Annotated in this window: 17 protein-coding genes; 10 read left to right on the top strand and 7 right to left on the bottom strand. The window is 50.6% G+C overall.

What is annotated here, in order from left to right; genetic code table 11:
* The first annotated feature begins 228 nt into the window (after positions 1–228).
* A complete protein-coding gene (locus AC27K1_RS04135; RefSeq protein WP_487148522.1) occupies positions 229–1,137 on the top strand; it encodes a hypothetical protein in 909 nt (302 codons plus the stop codon).
* A 128-nt stretch (positions 1,138–1,265) separates the two neighbouring features.
* Here AC27K1_RS04135 and AC27K1_RS04130 read toward each other — a convergent pair whose 3' ends face one another.
* Positions 1,266–1,625, bottom strand: coding sequence for a group I truncated hemoglobin (locus AC27K1_RS04130; protein WP_395180419.1), 360 nt, complete (start codon positions 1,623–1,625; stop codon positions 1,266–1,268).
* Between the two features lie 146 nt (positions 1,626–1,771).
* Between AC27K1_RS04130 and AC27K1_RS04125 the strand changes: the two genes are divergently transcribed.
* Both AC27K1_RS04125 and AC27K1_RS04120 read left to right on the top strand, forming a co-directional pair.
* The gene (locus AC27K1_RS04125; protein ID WP_487148520.1) at positions 1,772–2,785 is read left to right on the top strand and encodes a type I glyceraldehyde-3-phosphate dehydrogenase; all 1,014 of its coding nucleotides are present in this window, start codon (positions 1,772–1,774) and stop codon (positions 2,783–2,785) included.
* Between the two features lie 109 nt (positions 2,786–2,894).
* A complete protein-coding gene (locus AC27K1_RS04120) occupies positions 2,895–3,395 on the top strand; it encodes an ATP-dependent zinc protease family protein (protein ID WP_487148519.1) in 501 nt (166 codons plus the stop codon).
* Positions 3,396–3,415: 20 nt separating this feature from the next.
* Here AC27K1_RS04120 and AC27K1_RS04115 read toward each other — a convergent pair whose 3' ends face one another.
* Positions 3,416–3,637, bottom strand: a complete 222-nt coding sequence (locus AC27K1_RS04115; RefSeq protein WP_487148518.1) for a hypothetical protein — start codon at positions 3,635–3,637, stop codon at positions 3,416–3,418.
* A gap of 23 nt (positions 3,638–3,660) precedes the next feature.
* Positions 3,661–4,104 carry a host attachment protein gene (locus AC27K1_RS04110; protein ID WP_487148516.1) on the bottom strand — a complete coding sequence of 148 codons (444 nt, stop codon included), beginning with the start codon at positions 4,102–4,104 and terminating at the stop codon, positions 3,661–3,663.
* A 259-nt stretch (positions 4,105–4,363) separates the two neighbouring features.
* Between AC27K1_RS04110 and AC27K1_RS04105 the strand changes: the two genes are divergently transcribed.
* Positions 4,364–5,527 carry a phosphoglycerate kinase gene (locus AC27K1_RS04105; protein WP_487148514.1) on the top strand — a complete coding sequence of 388 codons (1,164 nt, stop codon included), beginning with the start codon at positions 4,364–4,366 and terminating at the stop codon, positions 5,525–5,527.
* Between the two features lie 77 nt (positions 5,528–5,604).
* Here AC27K1_RS04105 and AC27K1_RS04100 read toward each other — a convergent pair whose 3' ends face one another.
* Positions 5,605–7,122, bottom strand: a complete 1,518-nt coding sequence (locus tag AC27K1_RS04100; protein WP_487148513.1) for a protein kinase domain-containing protein — start codon at positions 7,120–7,122, stop codon at positions 5,605–5,607.
* Between the two features lie 267 nt (positions 7,123–7,389).
* Positions 7,390–8,811, bottom strand: coding sequence for a protein kinase family protein (locus AC27K1_RS04095; protein ID WP_487148511.1), 1,422 nt, complete (start codon positions 8,809–8,811; stop codon positions 7,390–7,392).
* A gap of 169 nt (positions 8,812–8,980) precedes the next feature.
* Here AC27K1_RS04095 and fba point away from each other — a divergent pair, with 169 nt between their 5' ends.
* From fba to AC27K1_RS04075, 4 genes are all read left to right on the top strand, one after another.
* Complete coding sequence (fba, locus tag AC27K1_RS04090; RefSeq protein ID WP_487148509.1) at positions 8,981–10,045, top strand: class II fructose-bisphosphate aldolase; 1,065 nt, start codon at positions 8,981–8,983, stop codon at positions 10,043–10,045.
* 105 nt (positions 10,046–10,150) lie between these two features.
* Positions 10,151–10,378 (top strand): YgdI/YgdR family lipoprotein, encoded by a 228-nt coding sequence (locus AC27K1_RS04085; RefSeq protein WP_487148507.1) that lies wholly within the window; start codon positions 10,151–10,153, stop codon positions 10,376–10,378.
* A 307-nt stretch (positions 10,379–10,685) separates the two neighbouring features.
* Positions 10,686–11,648 (top strand): alpha/beta hydrolase, encoded by a 963-nt coding sequence (locus AC27K1_RS04080; RefSeq protein ID WP_487148506.1) that lies wholly within the window; start codon positions 10,686–10,688, stop codon positions 11,646–11,648.
* Positions 11,649–11,770: 122 nt separating this feature from the next.
* Entirely contained in the window at positions 11,771–12,550 is a 780-nt protein-coding gene (locus AC27K1_RS04075; RefSeq protein WP_487148505.1) for a hypothetical protein, read from the top strand.
* An 11-nt stretch (positions 12,551–12,561) separates the two neighbouring features.
* On the opposite strand, the gene AC27K1_RS04070 is transcribed toward AC27K1_RS04075, so the two are convergent.
* Complete coding sequence (locus AC27K1_RS04070; protein ID WP_487148504.1) at positions 12,562–13,176, bottom strand: YigZ family protein; 615 nt, start codon at positions 13,174–13,176, stop codon at positions 12,562–12,564.
* A 179-nt stretch (positions 13,177–13,355) separates the two neighbouring features.
* Between AC27K1_RS04070 and AC27K1_RS04065 the strand changes: the two genes are divergently transcribed.
* Positions 13,356–13,910 (top strand): DUF4136 domain-containing protein, encoded by a 555-nt coding sequence (locus AC27K1_RS04065; RefSeq protein ID WP_487148502.1) that lies wholly within the window; start codon positions 13,356–13,358, stop codon positions 13,908–13,910.
* A 74-nt stretch (positions 13,911–13,984) separates the two neighbouring features.
* Here AC27K1_RS04065 and AC27K1_RS04060 read toward each other — a convergent pair whose 3' ends face one another.
* The gene (locus tag AC27K1_RS04060; protein ID WP_487148500.1) at positions 13,985–15,127 is read right to left on the bottom strand and encodes a 2OG-Fe(II) oxygenase; all 1,143 of its coding nucleotides are present in this window, start codon (positions 15,125–15,127) and stop codon (positions 13,985–13,987) included.
* A 299-nt stretch (positions 15,128–15,426) separates the two neighbouring features.
* Here AC27K1_RS04060 and AC27K1_RS04055 point away from each other — a divergent pair.
* The coding region (locus tag AC27K1_RS04055) for a hypothetical protein (RefSeq protein WP_487148498.1) at positions 15,427–21,753 on the top strand (6,327 nt) is incomplete at its 3' end.

The raw sequence follows: 21,753 nt of genomic DNA, 5'->3' as shown, positions 1-21,753 counted from the left end.
TTGTGTCTTCCTGTGTTATTCATATTTGTTAAAAGCAATATTAAAATGTTTTTTTTATAATTTATATTGGGTACCAAACTTATATTTAATATTTTTCGGTGAATGCGTTGCAATGATTTCTTTATGTTAAAAGGTAAGAATATATGTCCATGATGTTTTGAATTTAATACGTAATTATTAGTCTTAATGCTTAGTTTTCACAAGGTTTTAATTTAATAATGGAGAAGTATGATGGAAGTGACTTATACACCGGCTAAAAAATCTGGCGCTGAGTTTAAAGCAAGACCTTCTGGTTTTTCAGAAGGAGAAGCATCTACCTCTAGAGTATCCCTAGGTTCAATTGAAAGAGTAGAGATTATGAGAACTCAGGGACAATCTGTTGTAGGACAGAGAACTACACAATCATGGAATATTCGAGCCGTGAATGTAATGCAGCAGCTTAAACAATCTCTATGCTCCACAAAAATGAAGGAAACTGTCTATCCTGTTTTGGGATCTAGCATAGTTTCATTCGCTATAGTTTATTTAGCACTTTCTCATGCTCCTACAACATCGCATTTAGAAGAGCCACCCAAAGTCATTCTTGGTTTATGCGGCAGTGTGGCTGCTGGTATGCTGACACTTTTAGGTATTAAATGTAGACCTTTTGTAACTCATTTTTTAATGAATACCTGTGGTCAGCTTTGTACCAGAGAAAGCTCGGTTCACGAAGATAGTCATGGTCGAGAGCCATCGGAAACAAATACAGACGATGTTGATTCTCTGGCATCGCTTTCACCGGAAGAGCAAGATCAACCGTATGAAGAGGCCGGAGTTTCGACTCTCGAAGAGCAAGATCTTTTTGAACAAGGCGAAAACCACTTCATGGAGTTTATCGAAAAAACAGGGCTGAATGAAACCGAGCTGTGTGGTAAAAATGCTCTTGATTACTATGATGTATTGAATTTTCATGCAGGTAAAACATTAAGTGTTAATGTTGAAGAAATGAGCGAGAGTGCTAAAGCATTGCATGAACAGATACGTACTTTGAATATTAGCCAAGAACAGTGTCGTTGGGTTGCAACTTTCATTGAGGTTAGTAAAGAGGTTGAGCGTGAAGAAGAAACAGAACTTTCTGACCCTATATTTTTGGGATAAAAAATTCATTTAGATAAGTGAGGATTGAATAAGGCAATAGTTTTATAAAAGGAAGTATTCCAGTTATGTGTTTAATGAATCTTGTTATATTTTTAAAAGGGTATGATTTTTAAATGAATCATACCCTTTTAATTTTTAACAATATCGTCTCTTGCGTTTTCAATAATAGCCAAAACCTCATGCTGGGTTGCTATGGCAACCCCCATTTCTGTCAGGGTTTCTTGCATCAGACTGATCAGTACATTGAATTCATGGCCTGATATATTCAGGTTTTCATGAATCTCTTTCAGCGAGCGGGTTTCTTCCGGGGGTTGTCCCCCAAAAGCCCGGGTCATGAAAGAAACCTGCTTACGGGTCAGGCTTTCGATATCCATGTCTTCAAAATAGTGGCTGATAACGGGGTCGCTTTGCAGCTTTTCGTACAGCCGATGCATAGCTTCGAACAGTGTGGAATGACCGCCTAGCCGCTCATAGAGTGAATCTGCCATTGTTAGCCCTGCCCTGTGTATTTTTGATGGTCATTTACGGTATGTCGGCAGCCTGCTTGAGAAAAAAAGGTTTTAGAAAAGGGCTGCTGATAACCTCGTGATATACTCCAGCCGGTATTTTCGATGGGTAACGGGTACGGGCAGGCATGGTGTACAGGCTGGCAATCAATGGTTATGGGCGTATTGGCCAGAGCGTGATGAGAGCGCTCTATGAATGTGGCTATCGCGACTGTTTCCGGGTTGTCGCCATCAATGAACTGGCAGATATTGCCACATTGGCCTATCTCACCCGCTATGACACGACCCACGGGCGGTTCCCGGGCCAGGTGACCCACGAAGGGAACTGGCTGCAGATTAATGACGATAAAATACGCATACTCAACGAACCTGACCCGCGGTGTCTGCCCTGGCGGGAACTGGGTGTTGACCTGGTGCTGGAATGCTCTGGATCGTTCAGGGACCGTGAGACCGCGCAACAACACCTGGCATCCGGCGCCAATCGGCTGCTGTTTTCCCAGCCAGCCCAGGCTGATGTAGACGCCACGATAGTGTATGGACTCAATCATAACGACCTGAGCCGGGATCACCGAATTGTGTCTAATGCGTCATGCACTACGAATTGCATTGTCCCTGTGCTTGATTTACTGGAGCAGGCGTGTGGTATTGAGAATGGTGTGATCACGACCATTCATTCCGCAATGAATGACCAGCCTGTGATTGATGCTTACCACCAGGCAGACCTGCGTCTTACACGCAGTGCCCTGCAATCCATCATTCCCGTGGATACCGGCTTGGCGTTAGGGATTGACCGGCTTTTACCTGCACTGTCCGGTCGTTTCGAAGCACTGTCCATGCGTGTACCGACCATCAATGTTTCTGTTATGGATCTGACCGTTAATCTCAATACTGATGTAACGGTTGAAACGATCAACGACATTTTTAAACAGGCTTCTGTCAGTAAGCGGCTGAAAGGCTTGCTGGGGTATACCGAAGAACCCCATGCATCGGTGGATTTCAATCATGACAGTCGGTCAGGCATTGTTGATGGCACCCAGACACGGGTCAGTGGTCGACGCATGGTGAAACTGCTGTGCTGGTTTGATAATGAGTGGGGATTTGCCAACCGTATGCTGGACGTCAGTCGTGTCTGGTTAGGTTAAGTGTCTAGCTGACTGCCTGGTGTTGCCACGTAGATCATGGAAAACCAGCTATGATTCTGTGTGACTGAACAACGTCATGGCTTGTTTACAGCAATCTCAAGGGGTATTTATGCAGAGGTGGTTACTGGTTTTTCTGTCTCTGACGCTGACAGCATGCTCATCGGTGACTGATTCATTCGACCCTAAACAGGTTGTTGGGCCGGTAGAGTATATATCGATAGAGGAAACCGGTCTGACCTACCTTGCTCGGGTGGATACCGGGGCTGCAAAAGTCTCCCTGCATGCCTGGGATATGGTTGTCCAGGATCCGGCGCCGGTCATGGCCGATAATGTTGGCAAGACGATCCATTTCAAAACAGCGAATGAGTCAGGTCAGGTCATCGAAGCAGACACTGAGATTGTCGATATTGTTAAGGTGAGAAGCTCCCACGGTGCCAAAATGCGTTATGTGGTTGAAATGAACCTTGCGTTTCAGGGACAGAGTAAACCGGTTGAGGTCAACCTGAACAACCGGGATACCATGACTTACCCCCTCCTGCTGGGACGAAACTGGCTCAGTGGTGATTACCTGGTGGATGTTGAGCTGCCGGAAATAAAGCCAGAACAGTAATTCTGTTCTGGCCTGGTGGATCAATGATCGACCTTGAGATGACCCTGCGCATCGTAATACGCCGGGTCATGCCAGTGCTTGGTGATATGAGCCTTGCGTTTTTCAAGGCATTGATGGAGTCGGCTAAGGAAAGCCTGCTTGTCCTGCTCGGATAATGTGGGGTCATTCTTGGCGCTCAGCCAGGCGCTTTCTGCTTCCTGGAACTCAATATCCAGTTCTTCCAGTTCTCTGTAACGATTCATCGTGGTTACCGCCGTGCCCAGGTTCAGCTGATTTCTGCCTGTGCAAGGAGGTGATCGATAATGGCGTTGTCACTCTCCTTTACCAGATCTTTGTTTATGTGCTCGCCCTGCGGCACGTTCTTGCTGATTTCAGGCAGAATTTCACCCAGTAGTCTGGGCGGAGCACACAGGTTGATGGTGTCGAACCGGTGAAGGTCATAAGCATGGTTGATGCTGGTGCCGATCATGTGGGCGAAGTTATGGGATTCATGGGCTTTCGGGGAAGCATCCGTGCCCACTGCACGGCTGGTGTGACTGCCTGACGATGTAACGGTGTGTCCCGGCCCTGAAGAGACAAAGGCCTGGTTCTTCCACCTGCCCTCTTCGTGCTCGACCTCGTCAATCAACGTCAACGTCTTTTTATGCCGGTCAAAATCATAAACTCTGGCTTCGCTGTTATCAGCGACCAGTACCCAGGTTGATGCCATGGGATGTACCTCTCATTGGTCTTTTGACCATCGACAGCGGATGTCAGTGCAAAGATAGTTCAAGACGCCTGTTGTCGCCTGTTGGCAGGCATGAACCACGTTGCTGTCGTACGCGTTGTTGTCGTGATAATGCCGTACAAAGGCGATGGTTTACTGACCCTGAAACATGACCGGCAGCGCAAGCTTGTGGTAATGTCCGTGCCTTTCCGGCGAATGTCTGTGAGCCGGCTTGTCAGAAGCTGTCGTAAGGAAGCCTGAGATGACCGTTCTGAAGATGACCGATCTGGATCTGAGAGGTAAGCGCGTTCTGATCCGTGAGGACCTCAATGTTCCTGTAAAAGAAGGACGGGTAACCAGTGATGCCCGTATTCTTGCCTCTTTGCCCACCATTGAGTATGCCCTGAAGGCTGGCGCCAAGGTCATGGTGACCTCCCACCTGGGGCGTCCGGTGGAAGGCGAGTATGACCCTGAATTTTCCCTGCAGCCGGTAGCGGATTACATCAGTGAAAAGCTTGGCTGTGACGTACCGCTGATCCGTGACTGGGTTGAGGGTGGTTTCACCGTTGATGACGGTCACCTGGTGATTCTTGAGAACGTTCGCTTCAACCCGGGCGAAAAGAAAGACGACGAAGCGCTGTCCCGCAAGATGGCAGCACTGTGCGATATCTACGTGATGGATGCCTTTGGTACTGCTCATCGGGCCCAGGCATCGACCCACGGTGTTGGACTTTACGCGCCGGTCGCCTGCGCCGGTCCGCTGCTGGTGGCTGAGCTGGACGCCCTGTCCCGCACGCTGGGTAACCCGGAGCGGCCGATGACCGCGATTGTTGGCGGCTCCAAGGTGTCCACCAAGCTGACCGTACTGGAATCCCTGTCGGATGTCTGTGACCAACTGATTGTCGGCGGTGGTATCGCCAATACCTTCCTGGCGGCGGCCGGTTATGCGGTGGGCAAGTCCCTCTGCGAACATGACATGATTCCCCAGGCCAGGGCCCTGCTGGAAAAGGTCAATATTCCCCTGCCCCTGGATGTTGTCGTTGGCAAGGCATTCAGTGAGGATGCAGAAGCCACCATCAAGTTGGTGGATGAGGTCGCGGATGATGACATGATCTTCGATATCGGCCCGCAGACCCGTGAGCTGTTCGCCAATATCCTGAAAGATGCCCGTACCATCATCTGGAATGGCCCGGTCGGTGTGTTTGAGTTTGACCAGTTTGGTGAAGGCACTAAAGCCATGTCACTGTCGATCGCTGAATCCCCGGCATTCTCCATTGCCGGTGGCGGCGATACGCTGGCTGCTGTGGATAAATATGGGATCAAGGACAAGGTGTCCTATATTTCTACCGGTGGTGGCGCATTCCTTGAGTATGTAGAAGGCAAGGTGCTGCCAGCGGTTGCCATGCTGGAAAAGCGCGCTGGGTAATTTATTTTCATAGGGGAAACAGCAACAGTTCACCTACGTTGTCTGTTGCTGTTTTCATACTGAGTCAATACGGAAGTTCATAGAATTATGCAGCATGGCGCCATTCTGCACGCAGGACACCGGTTGTTGGCATTCTGCTGATCTTCCAGTTCTGCCTGTTGCTGTGCCAGATCTGTTTGTTGTTGTGCCAGATCTGTTTGTTGTTCTGCCAGTTCTGCCTGTTGCTGTGCCATTTCTGCCTGTTGCTGTGCCATTTCTGCCTGTTGCTGTGCCATTTCTGTTTGTTGCTGTGTCAGATCTGCCAGTTGTTTTTCCAGTGCTGCCTGTTGTTTCTCCAGTGTTGCCAGTCGTTGTTGCTCCAATGCCTCTTGTTGATAAAAAACGACATTTTCTGGATGCTGGCGGTCTACGGGCTTGTTTTGTAACAGGCTAAGAAAGGCGAGTACTAAAAGTTCCTCTTTCCAGGAATAGTTCAGCCTTATATGGGCGATCAGCTTGGGGAGCTCCCAGAAAGAGTCGATGCTATAGAGTTGGCAAGCATCATCAATGATCGAAGCGATAGTATTATGACCAGGTTTGAGTGCTTTCAGTGATGAGGTAATTTTATTAACTATCTCATTTACAAATGCTTCTCTTTCTGAATTCGAACGTTGCTTGCGGAGTTTACGCAACAAACGATTCTCTGATGCAAAAAGTGCAGGAAACAAACCTCTGAAACTTTTTTGAGGGGTAATGGTCTCCACAATCAGAATGCCATAGGCCCACACGTCAGATTTACAGGAGTAGGTGAAATTTTTAAATATTTCAGGCGCTATATATCCGATAGTCCCCCTGATTACGTTGCAACTGTCACCCTTCTCCAGCGAGAAGCCGAAATCACAGAGCTTCCATTGACCATCCATACCTTTTAGCAGGTTAGCTGGCTTAATATCCCCATGCACAATTTCAAGGCGGTGTAAATACGATAGCCCCTGCCCCAGGTCACGAATAATCGTCCTGGTATCGATTTCCGATAGATTTCTTCGATTTATATCGTCCATCAGAATATCGTTTAAACTTTTTTCACATTGTTCAAGAAATAATATTGTTTTATCTTTATATCTGAATGTTGCAATTAGTTTTATAATGTTTTTGTGAAAACATGCTTTAATTAAAATGTTTTTTTCATTAGTTATTTGTTCCTTGTAGTTAGTGTCAAGAATGTATTTAAATGCACCTCTGTGTTTAACTGGCATCTTTTGAAATCGATAATCAGGCATGAATGCAAAACGGTAATACAAGAAAATGTTAGAATAATTACCTTCACGAACATACTGTACCGAATAACTCTTTAATGGGGGGGCGTCATATTCGCCTGGTTTGTTCTCTTGATAATCGTAGAAATCGTTAACTGCCTGCCGGATGTCTTTTTCTTTGCCGAAGTATATAGCAAGGTCTGAAGAATCCTTATTCTCAAGTTTTCTGCTTTTGAATGATACTGCTTTTTTGCCTGTACTGGAGGGCGGTGAACTGGAAGACGCGCCAAACTCTGAATTGGAGGCGTTAGCTTGGTAGCTCGTTTGGACAACAGACGATGTGCCGGATGGAGAAGCCATTGTATACCCCTTGAACGCGTGGCGTCATATTGGTCAGTGAACATTGCCAAGCGCTTTGCTTTCAACTTGGACTGCTTGTACTGAGCCCATATCAACCAGAAAGTTCCTGTCATGGAACACAGGGTCAGGCATTCTGGCTATCAGGATTTTTTAATTAACGAATTCCCGGCCCAGAGCGCCGCACTCTTTCAACCCGTGGTAAATCTGTCATACACGCTCGCCTGTGTTATTGGTCAATGAAATAGCGGAAACTTCCAGGTAAGGGTTTCATTGAATCAGGCAACAGCACCGCCGCAGAAACGGTCTTTGCGGGGTGTCATCCTGCTCAACGGGGCGTTGTGGAGGCTGGCCTTGACTCTGAACTTCCCGATCCTGAATGGTCACTGCTCCCTGTTCAACAGGTTGTTCACGGGCTTCTGGTTTCAGCGCGTTAAGTTTCTGTGTCTGATACTCGACAATATGTTCCGGCTTGAGCCGGTCTTCTGGTCGTAGCCTTTGCAGGGCCATGCCCTGGATCAGGGTTGACTCACTCCAGTGGAGTGTAAAGCTGTACAAAATATGTAAAGTATCCTGCGTTGTGCATAAATCATAGTTTGTTGAAAAATTGTCAAGGATTGACCCGATGGTGCGCTCTGAGGGGACAAGTTGCCTTAACCGGTCATCAAAAATATCATAATAATATTGCTCTTTGCGCATTGGTGTTAATGTCTCTCTTATTTTGACAAAGGATACATCACGTATTTGTTGTATTGTCATCTCTGTCATGGCGATTTGAATCAGCATATAACCATACGCCCAGTAGTCGGATTCATATGAATAGTTGGTATCACTGATTATTTCAGGTGCTAAATAATAGTAGGTTCCCTTTATCTCGCCTTTTTTCGTGAATGCTTCATGGGATAGATCATAGTCAATCAGTTTCCAGTGACTGCCGCCTTTCAGTAGGTTTTCAGGCTTTATGTCGCAGTGGATGATTTTTTGTTCTCGTAAATACATTAAGGCTTTCGCCGAATCCAGTATGATCTTTCGTGCTTCTTGTTCAGATAACGTATTGCCTCTGTGAACCAGAAAATCTTTCAGGTTTTGTTCACATCGTTCAAGCATTAATACGTGTTTTGTACCGCACTTGAATGAAGAATAGAGTTTTATGATGTTTTCATGATTTTGTATTTTTTTCAGAATTTTTTCTTCGTTTGCAGTCTTGCTGTTATATGTTGTGGTGCTACCGTATTTGAATGCGGCAGTAAAGGTGATTTTGTTGTCTTTGCGTTTTTTACCCTGTTGAATTCGTTCATATAGCATGATTTTAAAAGCTTTCCCGGTTTTTTTTATTGTCATGTTATAATTTTTTATACTTTTATCTTTGCCTTTTGTGTTTTGAATAAATTCACAATAATCAAGTGCTGCCTGACTTATTTCATGTGTCAGCGATTTATGTTCAGGTACAATTTGCAACTCAATTCTGGATCGTTTACACAAATCTGATAATGCCTTGTTGTCTGCTGCTGCAGTAGGTTCCGATAGTATTTGGCCAACACTGATAGTGGACTTCCTGACATTCATTCCAGGCAACTCGCTGATGGTGATATAAAGTAAAACACACTTACACTCTTGTTGAGTCAAAAAAACACAATAGGTTCGCGCTGTTGTGGAAAGCGGCAGTGAACCTTTGCACAAGGTAAGCGTCACTGACAAATTGCCCGGTGCCTGAAGTATACGTCATTTCAACCGACGCCAATCTGTCATACACTCTCACCGCATTTATCCTACCGCAAATGACCGGATACCCTGACTTTCGTAAGTACGGTGCCGGAGATAGTGCGGGTACTGCCCCAAATTCCAATGATGAGGATCAGTCATGGCTTTGATCAGCATGCGTCAGATGCTGGACCACGCCGCCGAGCACGGTTACGGCGTCCCGGCATTCAACGTCAACAACCTGGAGCAGATGCGCGCCATTATGATGGCGGCGGACCAGACCGACAGCCCGGTGATTGTCCAGGCTTCGGCCGGCGCCCGTAAGTATGCCGGCGCGCCTTTCCTGCGTCATCTGATCCTGGCGGCGATTGAAGAATTCCCGCATATCCCCGTGGTTATGCACCAGGATCACGGCACTTCGCCGGATGTCTGCCAGCGCTCCATCCAGCTGGGCTTCAGCTCTGTCATGATGGACGGTTCCCTGAGAGCGGACGGCAAGACCCCGTCTGACTGGGACTACAACGTGGAAGTGACCCGCCGCACTGTCGAGATGGCGCATGCCTGCGGTGTCTCTGTGGAAGGCGAGCTTGGCTGCCTGGGTTCCCTGGAAACCGGTCAGGCCGGTGAAGAAGACGGTGTTGGCGCTGAAGGCACCCTGAGCCATGACCAGTTGCTGACCGATCCCGATGAAGCCGCGGAGTTCGTCAAGCTGACCGGTGTAGACGCCCTGGCGATTGCCTGCGGCACCAGCCACGGTGCTTACAAGTTTACCCGTCCGCCCACTGGCGACATCCTGGCCATCGACCGCATCAAGGCGATCCACGAGCGTATTCCGGACACTCACCTGGTCATGCACGGTTCTTCCAGCGTGCCGCAGGAATGGCTCGCCATTATCAATGAATACGGCGGTGAAATTCCGGAAACCTACGGTGTGCCAGTTGAGCAGATTCAGGAAGGCATCAAGCACGGTGTTCGCAAGGTGAATATCGATACCGATCTGCGCCTGGCATCCACTGGCGCGATCCGTCGTTTCCTGGGGCACAACAAGGCTGAGTTCGATCCGCGTAAATATCTGACCGAAACCATCAAGGCAATGGCGGATATCTGTGTAGCTCGCTACGAAGCGTTCGGTACTGCCGGCAATGCCAGCAAGATCAAGCCGGCCAGCCTGGAAGTGATGTTCCAGCGCTATGCCAGCGGTGATCTGGATCCGAAGATTTCCTGATCGTCTTCAAAGAAAGGGCGACCCTCAGGTCGCCCTTTCTGGTTTTATGGCGGAATTCCCTTTGCTGACTATGCTCTGAAAAGTCGATTTTTCGGAGTTGTCGGGATGTTTCGTCCATTGACTGGCCTGGTGCCGCCTGCTGTCATGCTTGCCTGTCTGGCGGTGAGCGGCTGTTCCTCTCCCCATGTGATCAAGCTGAATGATGGCCGTGAAATCGTCACGCGCGGCACGCCGCATTACGATGAGGATTCCGGTTTCTACCAGTTCACCACGGTAGCGGGTGAAAACATGCAATTGAATCGTAACCTGATTGAGTCGATAACGAAGAAATAGGACTTATTGCCGGAAAAAGGCTGTTGTTTCTTAATCAGGATTCCTTCAACAGGGAATCAAGCCACCCGCCCGGTTCATCAGGGTTAAAGAATCACAGGGCAGTGAAGGCGGGCAGCTTGTGATGATTACTTTAAAGCGATTCTGACGGGGCGGATATACGACCATCAGCTATGATACGTTTGTCTGGGCGTAGCTTAAAATAAAAATGAACAGGGCAAGGCAGCAGCTTGTCATTGACTTGTTATAAGCAGATTTGGCAATACTCCGTATAATTGCCTTTTTGATAGTGTTGAATGGACGAACGGATTTGAACCGGCAGATCATAGAAAACCTTAAATCTTCCCTGCCTGCGCTGGAACTGGGGAATTCGGCAGAACCCGATACTCACCTCCGTGAATACCTGGACTTTTATGCGATGTCTCCGGAACATTTCCTGTCGGGCGTTCAACATGACATCGGTTGTCTGGAAGTCGATGGTTACCGGTTGGCCACCCATGTCTGGCGTCCTGAAAACCCGGTGGGCACGGTGTTCATTGTGCATGGCTATTATGACCATGCCGGATTGTATGGCCATCTTGTCCGCTTCTGGCTGGAAGAAGGCTACGCTGTCATGATTCATGACCTGCCGGGGCATGGTTTGTCCTCCGGCTCTATTGCCAGCATCGACTGCTTCAGCCGTTATTCCATGGTATTCCGGCACTGTCTTGAGTGGGCCAGGGGTAAGCTGCCTGGTCCCTGGTTTCTGCAGGGACAGAGCACCGGCGGCGCCATTATCACGGATACGCTGGTGAACTATCCGGAACTGCTGAAACGCTATGATATTGCCGATGTTTTCCTGTTGGCGCCGCTGGTGCGTCCGATGCTCTGGCGTCTGGGCCTGGCACAGTATTTCCTGTTGCGCAGTTTTGTGTCTTCAGTCCCCCGCTCCCGTTCGAATAATTCCAATGACAAGGCGTTTTTAACGTTTCTGGCCAATGATCCGCTGCAATCCAATATCCTGCCCGTTGAGTGGGTGGGTGCGCTGCATCAGTGGATACGACGTATCGAATCATTCCGCAAACCCTGCCCCTGCTCACCGCTGATTATCCAGGGCGAGAGAGACAAAACCGTCAACTGGCGGCATAACCTCAAAATACTGCGGAAGTTGTATACAGATCCGGAGGTTTTTCTCATCCCCGATGGCTGCCACCACCTGGCCAATGAAATTGAACGTATTCGAATGCAGTATTTTGATGCCATTCGAAAGCGCTTGGCGAAACGGCAGGCATAATGCTTTTAGAAGGTTAACCTGTGCAGAATCCCGGCGAGACATCACCGGGAACACCCGGTAAAATTCCCATATGACCATTCACCCGCCAGGGATGTTAACAAGAATAAGTATTGGGGGTTGTTGTGAAGGGTTTAACCAGGTTGTTTCGCGGTCGGTTACTGCTATGTGCCTGCCTGTGTTTTGTCTCGTCAGTTAAAGCGGATACTACGGCACTGGATACCGTTCGGCAGTTGCATATGCAGGTCTTTCGGATCAGCTGTGATCTGTTTGTTCAGCGGGGTGAAGAGGGGCTTGTTGTCGGGCAGCAGGCGGTGCTGTCGGAATTGCAGCTGGCAACGGGTTTGCTGGAGCAGGTCGTTTCTGTTGAGCATCCGGCTATTTCTGACGAACAACGAAGCGCCTTGAAAGACTTGTGGTCGGCATTTGAGCGTAAGGTCGCTGACGCCGCTTCGCTGGATCTGCATGAACAGGACTTTGAGTGGGACTTCAACCTGACCTATACCGATCAGCTTCGTGAGCTGGATACCCTGCTTGAAACCATTGCCACAAATCTTACGTCTACAGCGGAACAACAGGTAGCCTACCAGCAGGCGGTGCGATTGCAGTATATGGCGGCCCGTTACACGGCCAGGGCCTATATCGGTGCGTTGCATACGCTGGATCAGCCGGGTTATTTCGACCAGGACCTCAACCTGCTGGCTGAGGATATGGATCAGGCAATGCTGCAGCTGAAACAGGCCGGGGTGTCTTCAGAACAGCTGAAACCGGTGAGCCAGCGCTGGCGCTATATTCGTGGTCGTTACGAGGATTATCAGGTGAACCTGGCACCCATGGTGGTTGCCGGGCAGACCCGTACGATCGTCGATAACCTGCTGATACTGGCGCGTTCATTCCCGGGTTAAGCGGGCAATCATCAGCTCTCTGGTTGCAACTGACCGTCGGTGGCTTGTAGCAACTGCCGGCAGAACGTGCTGTAACAGCGGCTATCGATGGAGCAGTGCAGTGTGATGGTGTCGGTATAGCAGCGATCATCAATGACACCGGCATACTGCGCCAGAAGATACTCGACGGTTTTCAGCACGCTGTAATCACAATGCAGCGTAAACTGACGTTGGGGAATTTTCTCCCTGCGCTGCAGTTGTTTGAGGGCTTCGGCAACACCGCCGCCGTAGGCTTTGACCAGTCCCCCCGTTCCCAGCCGGATTCCGCCGTAATAACGGACAACCACGGCACAGATTTCACCGATTCCGGAACCCTGTAACTGAGCCAGCATCGGTTTGCCTGCGGTACCGCTGGGCTCGCCGTCATCACTGAAACCCCATTGCTGGCCATCGCCGGGTTCACCGGCGATAAACGCTGAACAGTGATGACGGGCTGCAGGGTGTTCGGCCTTGAGCTGGCGAACGTAAGCCAGTGCGGCTTCGCGGCCCGGCGTATGGGCAAGGTAGGTCAGGAAGCGACTTTTCTTGATGACCTCTTCCAGGCAAACGGTGTTATCTGGAATGGAAAAAGGGGATGTATCAGGCATGAATTACTGCGTCAGTGTCCTTATTTGATGACAGTTGTCGTATCTGTCATCTGTGTAGCATTCAATGATAATTAAGCCTTTCCATATGGCAAGCAGATGTCAGCAGGCCGTAAAAACAATGCCTTTCAGATGACTATTTACATATAGTGGCTGCATACAGGTCAACGGCGGGAGGAATAATGAAACCGATGAAAACATGGGTGTTTCTGGTACTGTCACTGTTTCTGGTTGCCTGCTCCAGTGTCAAGGTGGATCGTGACTTCGATCCGGGATACACCTTTACCTCACTCTCACGCTATGCCTGGTTGCCTCAGGCTGACCAGTCAGAAGATTATGACAAGGACAGTTTGCAGGATCGACGTATCAGGACAGCAGTCGACACAACGCTGGCAGAACAGAGGTATCAAAAGGTCAGCCCTGAAAATGCTGATTTCCTGGTTCACTATTTCACCGGCAGCAAAACACGTCGTGATGAAACCCATGTGACGGTTGGTATGGGGTATCACACACTGCCTTGGACGATGGGCGCAAGAACGGAAACCCGGGTGCGGGATTATGAGGAAGGACAGCTGACGCTGGATATTATTGATCCCGGTAGTCGCCAGTTGATCTGGCGGGGTGTCGCTAAACGACGATTGCCTGAAACCTCTACACCGGAAAAAAGAACAGTATTCATTCAGGAAGCGGTTCAGGAAACCCTGAAAGACTTTCCGCCGGACAATATCATCCATTAATACCCAATAATAAAAGCCCCTTTCCATTGTTATCATGAAAAGGGGTTTTTCTATTTAAGGTCTATCGTCGTTTATTAAGCCTGTTTATCCCAGTCATCGCTTTGATCATCACAGCGATAGGGTTCCACCCCATCACCCAGGTAACAGTTATTGGCTTCCCGTATTTTTGCAGCGGCATCGTCATAGAGAAATGGCAGAGTGACGTACCGGGTGCCCTGCGTCACGGGTGTGGCAGCGTGCATCAGGGAACAGGAAAAGACGACCGCACCACCGGTAGGTGGCTTGTAGCGGCGGTTCCCATATTCCGGAAACCAGAGCTCTCCCCCGTCATACTCTTCGCTGTTGAGATTGATACTGATGGCAAACCGGCGGTGAGCGGTGCCTTTGGTGGTGTTGTCTCGATGCTCTTTGAAAAAACCGGCGTCGCTGCTGTCATAACAGGCAACGATATAGCGCTCAATTCGTGTGGCCAGGAACTGGAAAGCCCTGGCGATTTCGGGGACTAGGCGGGTTCTGACCCGGTATTTCAGGGCATCCTGCAGGGATTCATCGTCAATATTTACATCGGCGCGGCGTTTGACGTCTGCGTCCTGTAGTTCAAGGGTTTTGCCGTTAACCGTACGCATAAAGCCGGAGGGTTCCGCTTGGCCGTCATGGTAATAGCGAATCAGTGTCTGACAGAGGTCGGGCTCCAGAATGCGGGGTACCAGAAGGACGGGAGCCCAGAGGTCAATTGCCGGATCAACATGACAGGCGGGATCCGGCAGATTCTGCATGGCGCGGATAAACTGGTCTGGCTGGTCAATGCTGCCTTTGGCATAGACGCGCAGTGTGGGATCAAGCACCAGCCAGTAGGGATAGAAGACATCCTTGCCCTCAACGGGATCGTACCCCAGTGCGCCATAATCCCTCGCAATGGAGGCATCCTTGTCATAGAAAATCCGTTGTTTCGGAAAAGCGTCAAGCGCCAGGCGGTTTTCCTGATCTTTGGGATTCAGTGTTACCGCAAAACGGACACTGTGATCATCATTCGAAGCCAAATCTGCTTTTTTTATCGCATTCAGAAATTGCACTACCGGCGGTGCCGCGCAATTACCCAGGAAAATCAGGCCAACAAAGCGACCGCCCAGGCTGGAAAAGGCAAAGCGAGGATTATAAGCCGTATGGGCATAGAACCAGGGAGCAGGTTCTCCCCAGGAGGGTGATTTAATTGGCATGATGAACAGTATTCCTGTTTGATTATTCTATTGGCTTATAGAAATTATAAGTAAAAAAATATTTTTAATTAAAATGGGTTTTCATTGTTTTTATTGTTTGCAGATTCTTTGAATTAATGCTGGTGACTAACTATAAATTATTAAGATAACCTGCGTTTGTGGGGCTCTATTCATTTCTTAATAAAATGTTCTGACGGAATTGTGTCGAATTAATTAATAATTAGCTGTTGTTAATTAATAAACGATCAGATTTTTGTGCCTTTTCCTGACGTTGGCAGGAATAAAACAGGGATGTTGCCATGGCCGATGAAAACGGCGCCAGTGGTGACCAGCAGTCGGAAACCACCGGTGTTTTCGGGTCAAATCAGGGAAGCGCTACCAAAATTGAAGAAGTCCGCTACGAGGCGCTATCCACATCGGTAGTTAAGCCTGCGGCGGCTGACACCCAGTATTTGCTGGATGTGAATCCTGATGAAATAAGAATGGAGGTCAGGGGACCGGACTTTGTTCTTATTTATCCCGATGGTCTTGAAGTCACCCTGCTGCTGGCAGGGGTCATGACGGCAACCGAAAAACCGCTGGAATTTAAATTTGCCGATGGCACGGTCATTACCGGTGATGAATTTATTGCCCAGGCTAATTTTGTCGAATCTGAAGATGTGCCGGTTTCTACCCTGAAAGGACTGGAAGGCGATTCGGATGAATTGGAAGAAGCGCCGGGTTCCTCTGGAAAGACGGAAGCTGATTCCTCCTACAGTGAGGCTGCGGATTCCAGGAAACAATCCAAAGCCAGCGAGGAAATCAAAAAGAATGAGGAAGAATTCAAGCAAAAGCCGGTAGAAGAGGTTGAGCTCCGGGAAGGGGATTTCACAGAAAGCCTGGAGGCAACCAGTGCTGCGACATCATCGGCATCCGGGCCGGATGTTGGACCCTCGCTGGCAGAAACGAATATCGATATCTCTTTCTCGATTTCAGTCACCAATGTGGGGGCACGGGCTGCCGGACAGCTGATTATTGGCGGTGGCGGAAACAGCCCGTCTATCAGCCAGAGTGATCCTGAGCAGCACCTGGGTACGGAGTATTTTGGCGGTGACCTGGATGGGCTGGACGGTGAGCTGCCCGATGTTTCACTGAACAAGGGCAATGGGCTGGAGATTTATGGTGATGATCCGTTACTGTTCAGCGATACGCAGAACAGTAAAGTATTGAATCTGCAAAATGATTCAAAAATCACCGATATTGCTGCCATTTACGTTGAAAATGTGCCGGATGAGTGGGCAGTATCTGGTGGTTCGAACCAGGGAGAAGGCAGTTGGCTGCTGCCGAGTCTTTCAGCTTTTACGCTGAAATTTCCCACCCAGTCTGACAGTCAGGTTGTGGATCTTTCCTTCCGGGTGGTTTTCAAGGATGGTTCTGAAAATGACTATGGCATCCCTGTCGTATTGCGGGACGCAACGGGGCCGGATGACCTGGTTCTGACATCTTCCGGGCAGGTGCCGCTGGTGCTGGATGTCAGCCCGACCGGCGACCAGATTACCAGTGGTGACCAGAATGACATTATCCATGCTGGTGTGGGGGATGACATCATTGATGCGGCAGGAGGCGATGACATCATCTCCGGCGGCGTCGGGAACGACACACTGGATGGTGGTGAGGGATCGGATACCGTCCAGTACAGCTATGAATACCTCGGGAATACCATAGGGCCGGAGAATGGTGTCACGGTCAGCCTGGGATCCGGTTCTGTCATGGATGATGGTTATGGCACCTCCGATACCATCAGCAATTTTGAAAATGTCACCGGCACGACCCACGACGACACTATCACCGGTAGTGAATACGTTGATGTGGATAATGATGGTGCCAATGTACTCACAGGTCTGGCGGGTGATGACACACTGAATGGCTTGAGCGGTGATGACACACTGCTTGGCGGCGAGGGCATCGATACGCTGGATGGTGGATTCGGCAATGACTCTCTGGATGGAGGCGATGGCGACGATATCCTGTCCGGTGGCGACGGGGACGACATCCTGAAAGGCGGTGCCGGTGTCGATAATCTGGATGGCGGCAATAACACGGACACGGTGGATTACAGTGATGAATCCGGCCCTGTCATTGCCAGTCTGACGGCAAATAGCGCCATCGATTCGACAGGTGATACCGATACACTGACCAATATTGAAAATATCATCGGCAGCACCGGGGATGATCAGCTGTTCGGTGATCTTGGGGCGAATGTTCTCAATGGTATAGACGGCAATGACACCATATTCGGTGGTGATGGCACAGATACGATCAATGGCGGCGCCGGCAATGACATTATCAATGGCAACCAGGGTGATGATGTCATTGATGGCGGTGATAACGATGACACCATTCATGGCGGCTTTGGCAACGATACCCTTGATGGCGGCGGCGGTACTGACACGCTGGATATGGTGGGTAACGTCACCAGCCCCTTTGATGCGCCGGATGATATTACCGTTGATTTATCACAAACGCCGGATGCCCAGGGATATATAACCGTTTCAAAAAGCTTTGGCGGTGGCATTGAAACCGGTACTGACCAGGTCAGGGGTTTTGAAAATGTTATTACCGATCATGGCAATGACGCTCTCACCGGTGATGCCCTGGATAATGTACTGAGTAGTGGACGTGGCATTGATACCCTGGATGGTGGTGACGGGCACGATACGCTGCTGGGAGGAACGGGCGATGACACACTGATTGGCGGTGCAGGCAATGACATCCTGGAAGGCGGTGATGATAACGATACGCTGGCAGGGGGATCCGGAAACGATGATCTTCGCGGAGGTGACGGTATTGATACGGTCAGCTTTGCATCCCTCAGTAATGCAGTCAATGTCGACCTGAGCGATGGGCGTATCTCCAATGACGGTCAGGGTGGTACGGACACCATTGACTCCATTGAAAATCTTGAAGGAACCAATCTCTCGGGACAGGGTGACACCCTGCTTGGTGATGCTTCAGACAACCAGATCTTTGGTCTTGATGGCGATGACAGGCTAGGCGGTGGTGGCGGTACCAACACTCTGGATGGCGGCGCTGGGAGTGATACCGTCAGTTACGCGAGTGAAACCGCAGATCTCACGGTGGATCTGGATGATACGTTGAATCCTGTCGTTACCGCATCCGGTCAGGATACGCTGATTTCGATCGAAAATGTCTCCGGTGGTGTCGGTAACGACACGCTCAGTGGTACTGCTGATGACAATAGCATCAGTGGAGGTGGTGGCGATGACCTGCTGGCAGGCCGTGCCGGAGATGACAGACTGGATGGTGGTAATCATGGTCTGAACGGCGACACCGTAGATTACAGCAGCGCTTCCGCCGCTGTCACAGTCAACCTTTCCAACACTGATTACACGGTCGCATTTGGCATCGGTGCCAACACCGCACAGGATGGCGAACTGGGTACGGATACCGTTCTGAATATTGAAAATGCCATCGGTACCAGCGGAGATGACACGCTCATCGGTAATGCAGCAAACAACACTCTCCAGGGGGGGGCGGGCAGCGATACGTTTGTGGGAGGCGATGGCAGTGACGTCCTTGATGGTGGTAGCGGTGCAGAAAGTGATACAGCCGATTATTCGCAGGTGACCGGTGATATCGCCGTTGACCTGGAAAATGATCTTGCCAGCAATGACGGCTTTAACAATACCGATACCCTGACCCGCATTGAAAATGTCATCGGAGGCAGCGGTGATGATGTGATCAGTGCTGCTGATACCGGAACGGAAGGCAATGTCTTGCGTGGTAATGCCGGGGCTGACCAGTTATCCGGCGGTGGCGGCGTCGATATTCTGGATGGCGGAGATGGCGATGATACGCTGACCGGTGGCGCTGGAGCCGATCAGCTTATCGGTGGTGAAGGGAATGAAACCAATGGCGATACCGCCGATTACAGCAGCGCTTCTATTGCCCTGCAGGTCGATTTGACCAGTGGCGTTGTTGCTAATGATGGCACCGGTAGCCAGGACACGATTTCGGGCATAGAAAATGTGTTGGGTGGGTCAGGAGATGACCAGCTGACGGGTAATGCGGATGACAATGCCATCACGGGCAACGCCGGTGATGATGTCCTCGATGGTGCCAACGGAGAAGATACGCTGCTGGGCGGTGAAGGTGATGATCAGCTGACCGGTGGCAGCGGTAATGACATCCTGAATGGTGGCACCACGGGAGAAACAACAGGCGATACCGCGGATTACAGTACTGATTCAACCGACCTGAATGCCGATCTGGGTGTCGGTTTCGCCAACAGTATTCTCAGCGGAAATGACACGCTCATCAGTATTGAAAATATTACCGGCGGCAGCGGTGATGACACTCTGCAGGGAGATGGTGCAGATAATCAGCTATTGGGTGGGGTTGGTGATGATGTACTCCGTGGGCTGGGTGGCAGCAATACGCTCAATGGTGGAGAGGGCGGTGAGACCAAAGGCGATACCGTTGATTATTCCAGCAGTACGGGAGTGGTGACGGTTGCGCTGGATGGTTCCCTCACAAATTCGAACGGTATTGATGCTGGCATCGATACCCTGATTGATATCGAGAATGCGACCGGTGGCAGTAACAATGACACCCTGGTCGGCAACGCGGATAACAATATCCTCAGCGGGAATGCCGGTGATGACCTGATGCGGGGTGGAGCTGGCGATGACATCTTTTATGGAGAAACGGAAGCAGGTGGTACGAACCCGGCCAGTCAGGGTAGTGATACGGTCAGTTATTCGCTGGCCGCAGGCAATGTAACCGTTGATCTGGCTGCACATCTGGCGAGTGATGACGGCGATAGTGGTCGAGACTTCCTTTACGGCATAGAGAATGTCACCGGTGGTGCCGGGCAGGATAATATTTCCGGAGATGCCAATGACAACCATCTCAAGGGCGAGGGAGATAATGACACCCTCTCCGGAGGTGCCGGTGATGACATTCTTGATGGTGGTGCAGGAACCAGCGACCTGGCGGATTACAGTGGTGCTGGTGGCGCGATTACCGTTGATCTTGCCGCAGGTCGGGCATCGGATGACGGAGACGGAAGTGAAGATACCCTGCTGTTCATCGAAAATGTCACCGGTAGCAATGGAAATGATGATATCAGGGGATCGTCAGAGGCCAACATCCTCAATGGGGGGAATGGTGATGATCTGCTCTTTGGTGGCGCCGGTGATGATGTGCTGGATGGGGGGGGTAATACCGATACAGTAACGTTCGCCGCTTACGGGCGGGGCGTCATTGCCACTCTGGCTGATAGTGGTGATGGTTCTGCAACCGATGCCGGGAATACGGAAACCGATACGCTTCGTAATATTGAAAATATTGTTGGGTCTTCAGGATACGGCGATACCCTGACAGGTAATGGTGTGGATAACGTCCTGTCCGGCGGTGGTGGAGATGACATTCTTAACGGTGCTGCTGGCGCAGATACGCTCAACGGTGAAGGGGGTAATGACACGCTCTCAGGCGGTACCGGTAGTGACAGTTTCGATGGCGGTTCAGAGCTTGATACGGTCACTTACGATGGTGTTTCCCAAAATGTAATCGTGAATCTCGAAACGGGTATCGGAAATGATGGTACCGGTGGAAATGACTCATTTACCAGTATTGAAAATGTCATCGGCGGCAGCGGCGATGACACCCTGATCGGCACAGATAGCACCACGGTGAGCAATGCCCTGACCGGTGGTGCGGGGGATGACACCCTGACCGGCGGTGCCGGCGACGACATCCTGGACGGTGGCGCCCATGGCCCGGGCGGCGATACCGTGGACTTCAAGAACGGTACGAACGGCGTGACTGCGAACCTGGCGGACGGCACGGCCACCGACAGTGAAGGCGGCAGCGACACCCTGCAGAACATCGAGAACCTGACCGGTACGGACAGCAATGACAGCCTGACCGGTGATGCCAATGCCAACCAGCTGCTGGGCATGGATGGCGATGACACCCTGGTGGGCGGCGACGGCAACGATACCCTCAATGGTGGCGAAGGGGGCGAGACCAACGGTGACACGGCGGACTACAGCGCGGCGACGGCGGGTCAGAATCTGAGCATCAACCTGACCAGTGGCACGGCGACGGACCAGTTCAACGAAACGGATACCCTGCAGAACATTGAGAACGTCACCGGCGGTGGTGGTGACGACATCCTGACCGGCGACAGCAGTAACAACCAGCTGACCGGCGGTGGCGGTGACGACATCCTGATGGGTGGCACCGGTGCGACCACCGGCGCAGACACGCTGGACGGCGGGGCCCACGGTGCCAACGGCGACACGGTGGACTACAGCCAGAACAGCACCGGGGTGGAAGTGGACCTGTCGGTATCGACCAACCAGGTGAAGGAAGGCAGTGTCTTCACCGACACCCTGCTTAATATTGAGAACGTGATCGGCACCGGCAGCGATGATGTGCTGACCGGCGACAACCAGGTCAATACCCTGACCGGCGGTGACCGGGATGACACCCTGAAGGGCAATGACGGCGACGACGTTCTCAACGGTGGCAATGACAACGATATCCTCAATGGCGGCGCCGGTTCTGACACGCTGAATGGCGGTGCCGGCACCGATACGGCGGATTACAGCGACAACACT

The organism is Kistimonas ophiarachnellae, from assembly GCF_057552235.1.
Note: the sequence above shows the minus strand (reverse complement) of the source record. Positions and strands in the feature narration are given on the sequence as shown.

Coding starts and splice junctions, on each gene's coding strand:
- AC27K1_RS04100 (WP_487148513.1), bottom strand. CDS start 7,122: ATGGCTTCTCCATCCGGCACATCGTCTGTTGTCCAAACGAGCTACCAA.
- AC27K1_RS04115 (WP_487148518.1), bottom strand. CDS start 3,637: ATGAATCGTTACAGAGAACTGGAAGAACTGGATATTGAGTTCCAGGAA.
- AC27K1_RS04105 (WP_487148514.1), top strand. CDS start 4,364: ATGACCGTTCTGAAGATGACCGATCTGGATCTGAGAGGTAAGCGCGTT.
- fba (WP_487148509.1), top strand. CDS start 8,981: ATGGCTTTGATCAGCATGCGTCAGATGCTGGACCACGCCGCCGAGCAC.
- AC27K1_RS04060 (WP_487148500.1), bottom strand. CDS start 15,127: ATGCCAATTAAATCACCCTCCTGGGGAGAACCTGCTCCCTGGTTCTAT.
- AC27K1_RS04085 (WP_487148507.1), top strand. CDS start 10,151: ATGTTTCGTCCATTGACTGGCCTGGTGCCGCCTGCTGTCATGCTTGCC.
- AC27K1_RS04065 (WP_487148502.1), top strand. CDS start 13,356: ATGAAACCGATGAAAACATGGGTGTTTCTGGTACTGTCACTGTTTCTG.
- AC27K1_RS04125 (WP_487148520.1), top strand. CDS start 1,772: ATGGTGTACAGGCTGGCAATCAATGGTTATGGGCGTATTGGCCAGAGC.
- AC27K1_RS04120 (WP_487148519.1), top strand. CDS start 2,895: ATGCAGAGGTGGTTACTGGTTTTTCTGTCTCTGACGCTGACAGCATGC.
- AC27K1_RS04070 (WP_487148504.1), bottom strand. CDS start 13,176: ATGCCTGATACATCCCCTTTTTCCATTCCAGATAACACCGTTTGCCTG.
- AC27K1_RS04130 (WP_395180419.1), bottom strand. CDS start 1,625: ATGGCAGATTCACTCTATGAGCGGCTAGGCGGTCATTCCACACTGTTC.
- AC27K1_RS04135 (WP_487148522.1), top strand. CDS start 229: ATGATGGAAGTGACTTATACACCGGCTAAAAAATCTGGCGCTGAGTTT.
- AC27K1_RS04110 (WP_487148516.1), bottom strand. CDS start 4,104: ATGGCATCAACCTGGGTACTGGTCGCTGATAACAGCGAAGCCAGAGTT.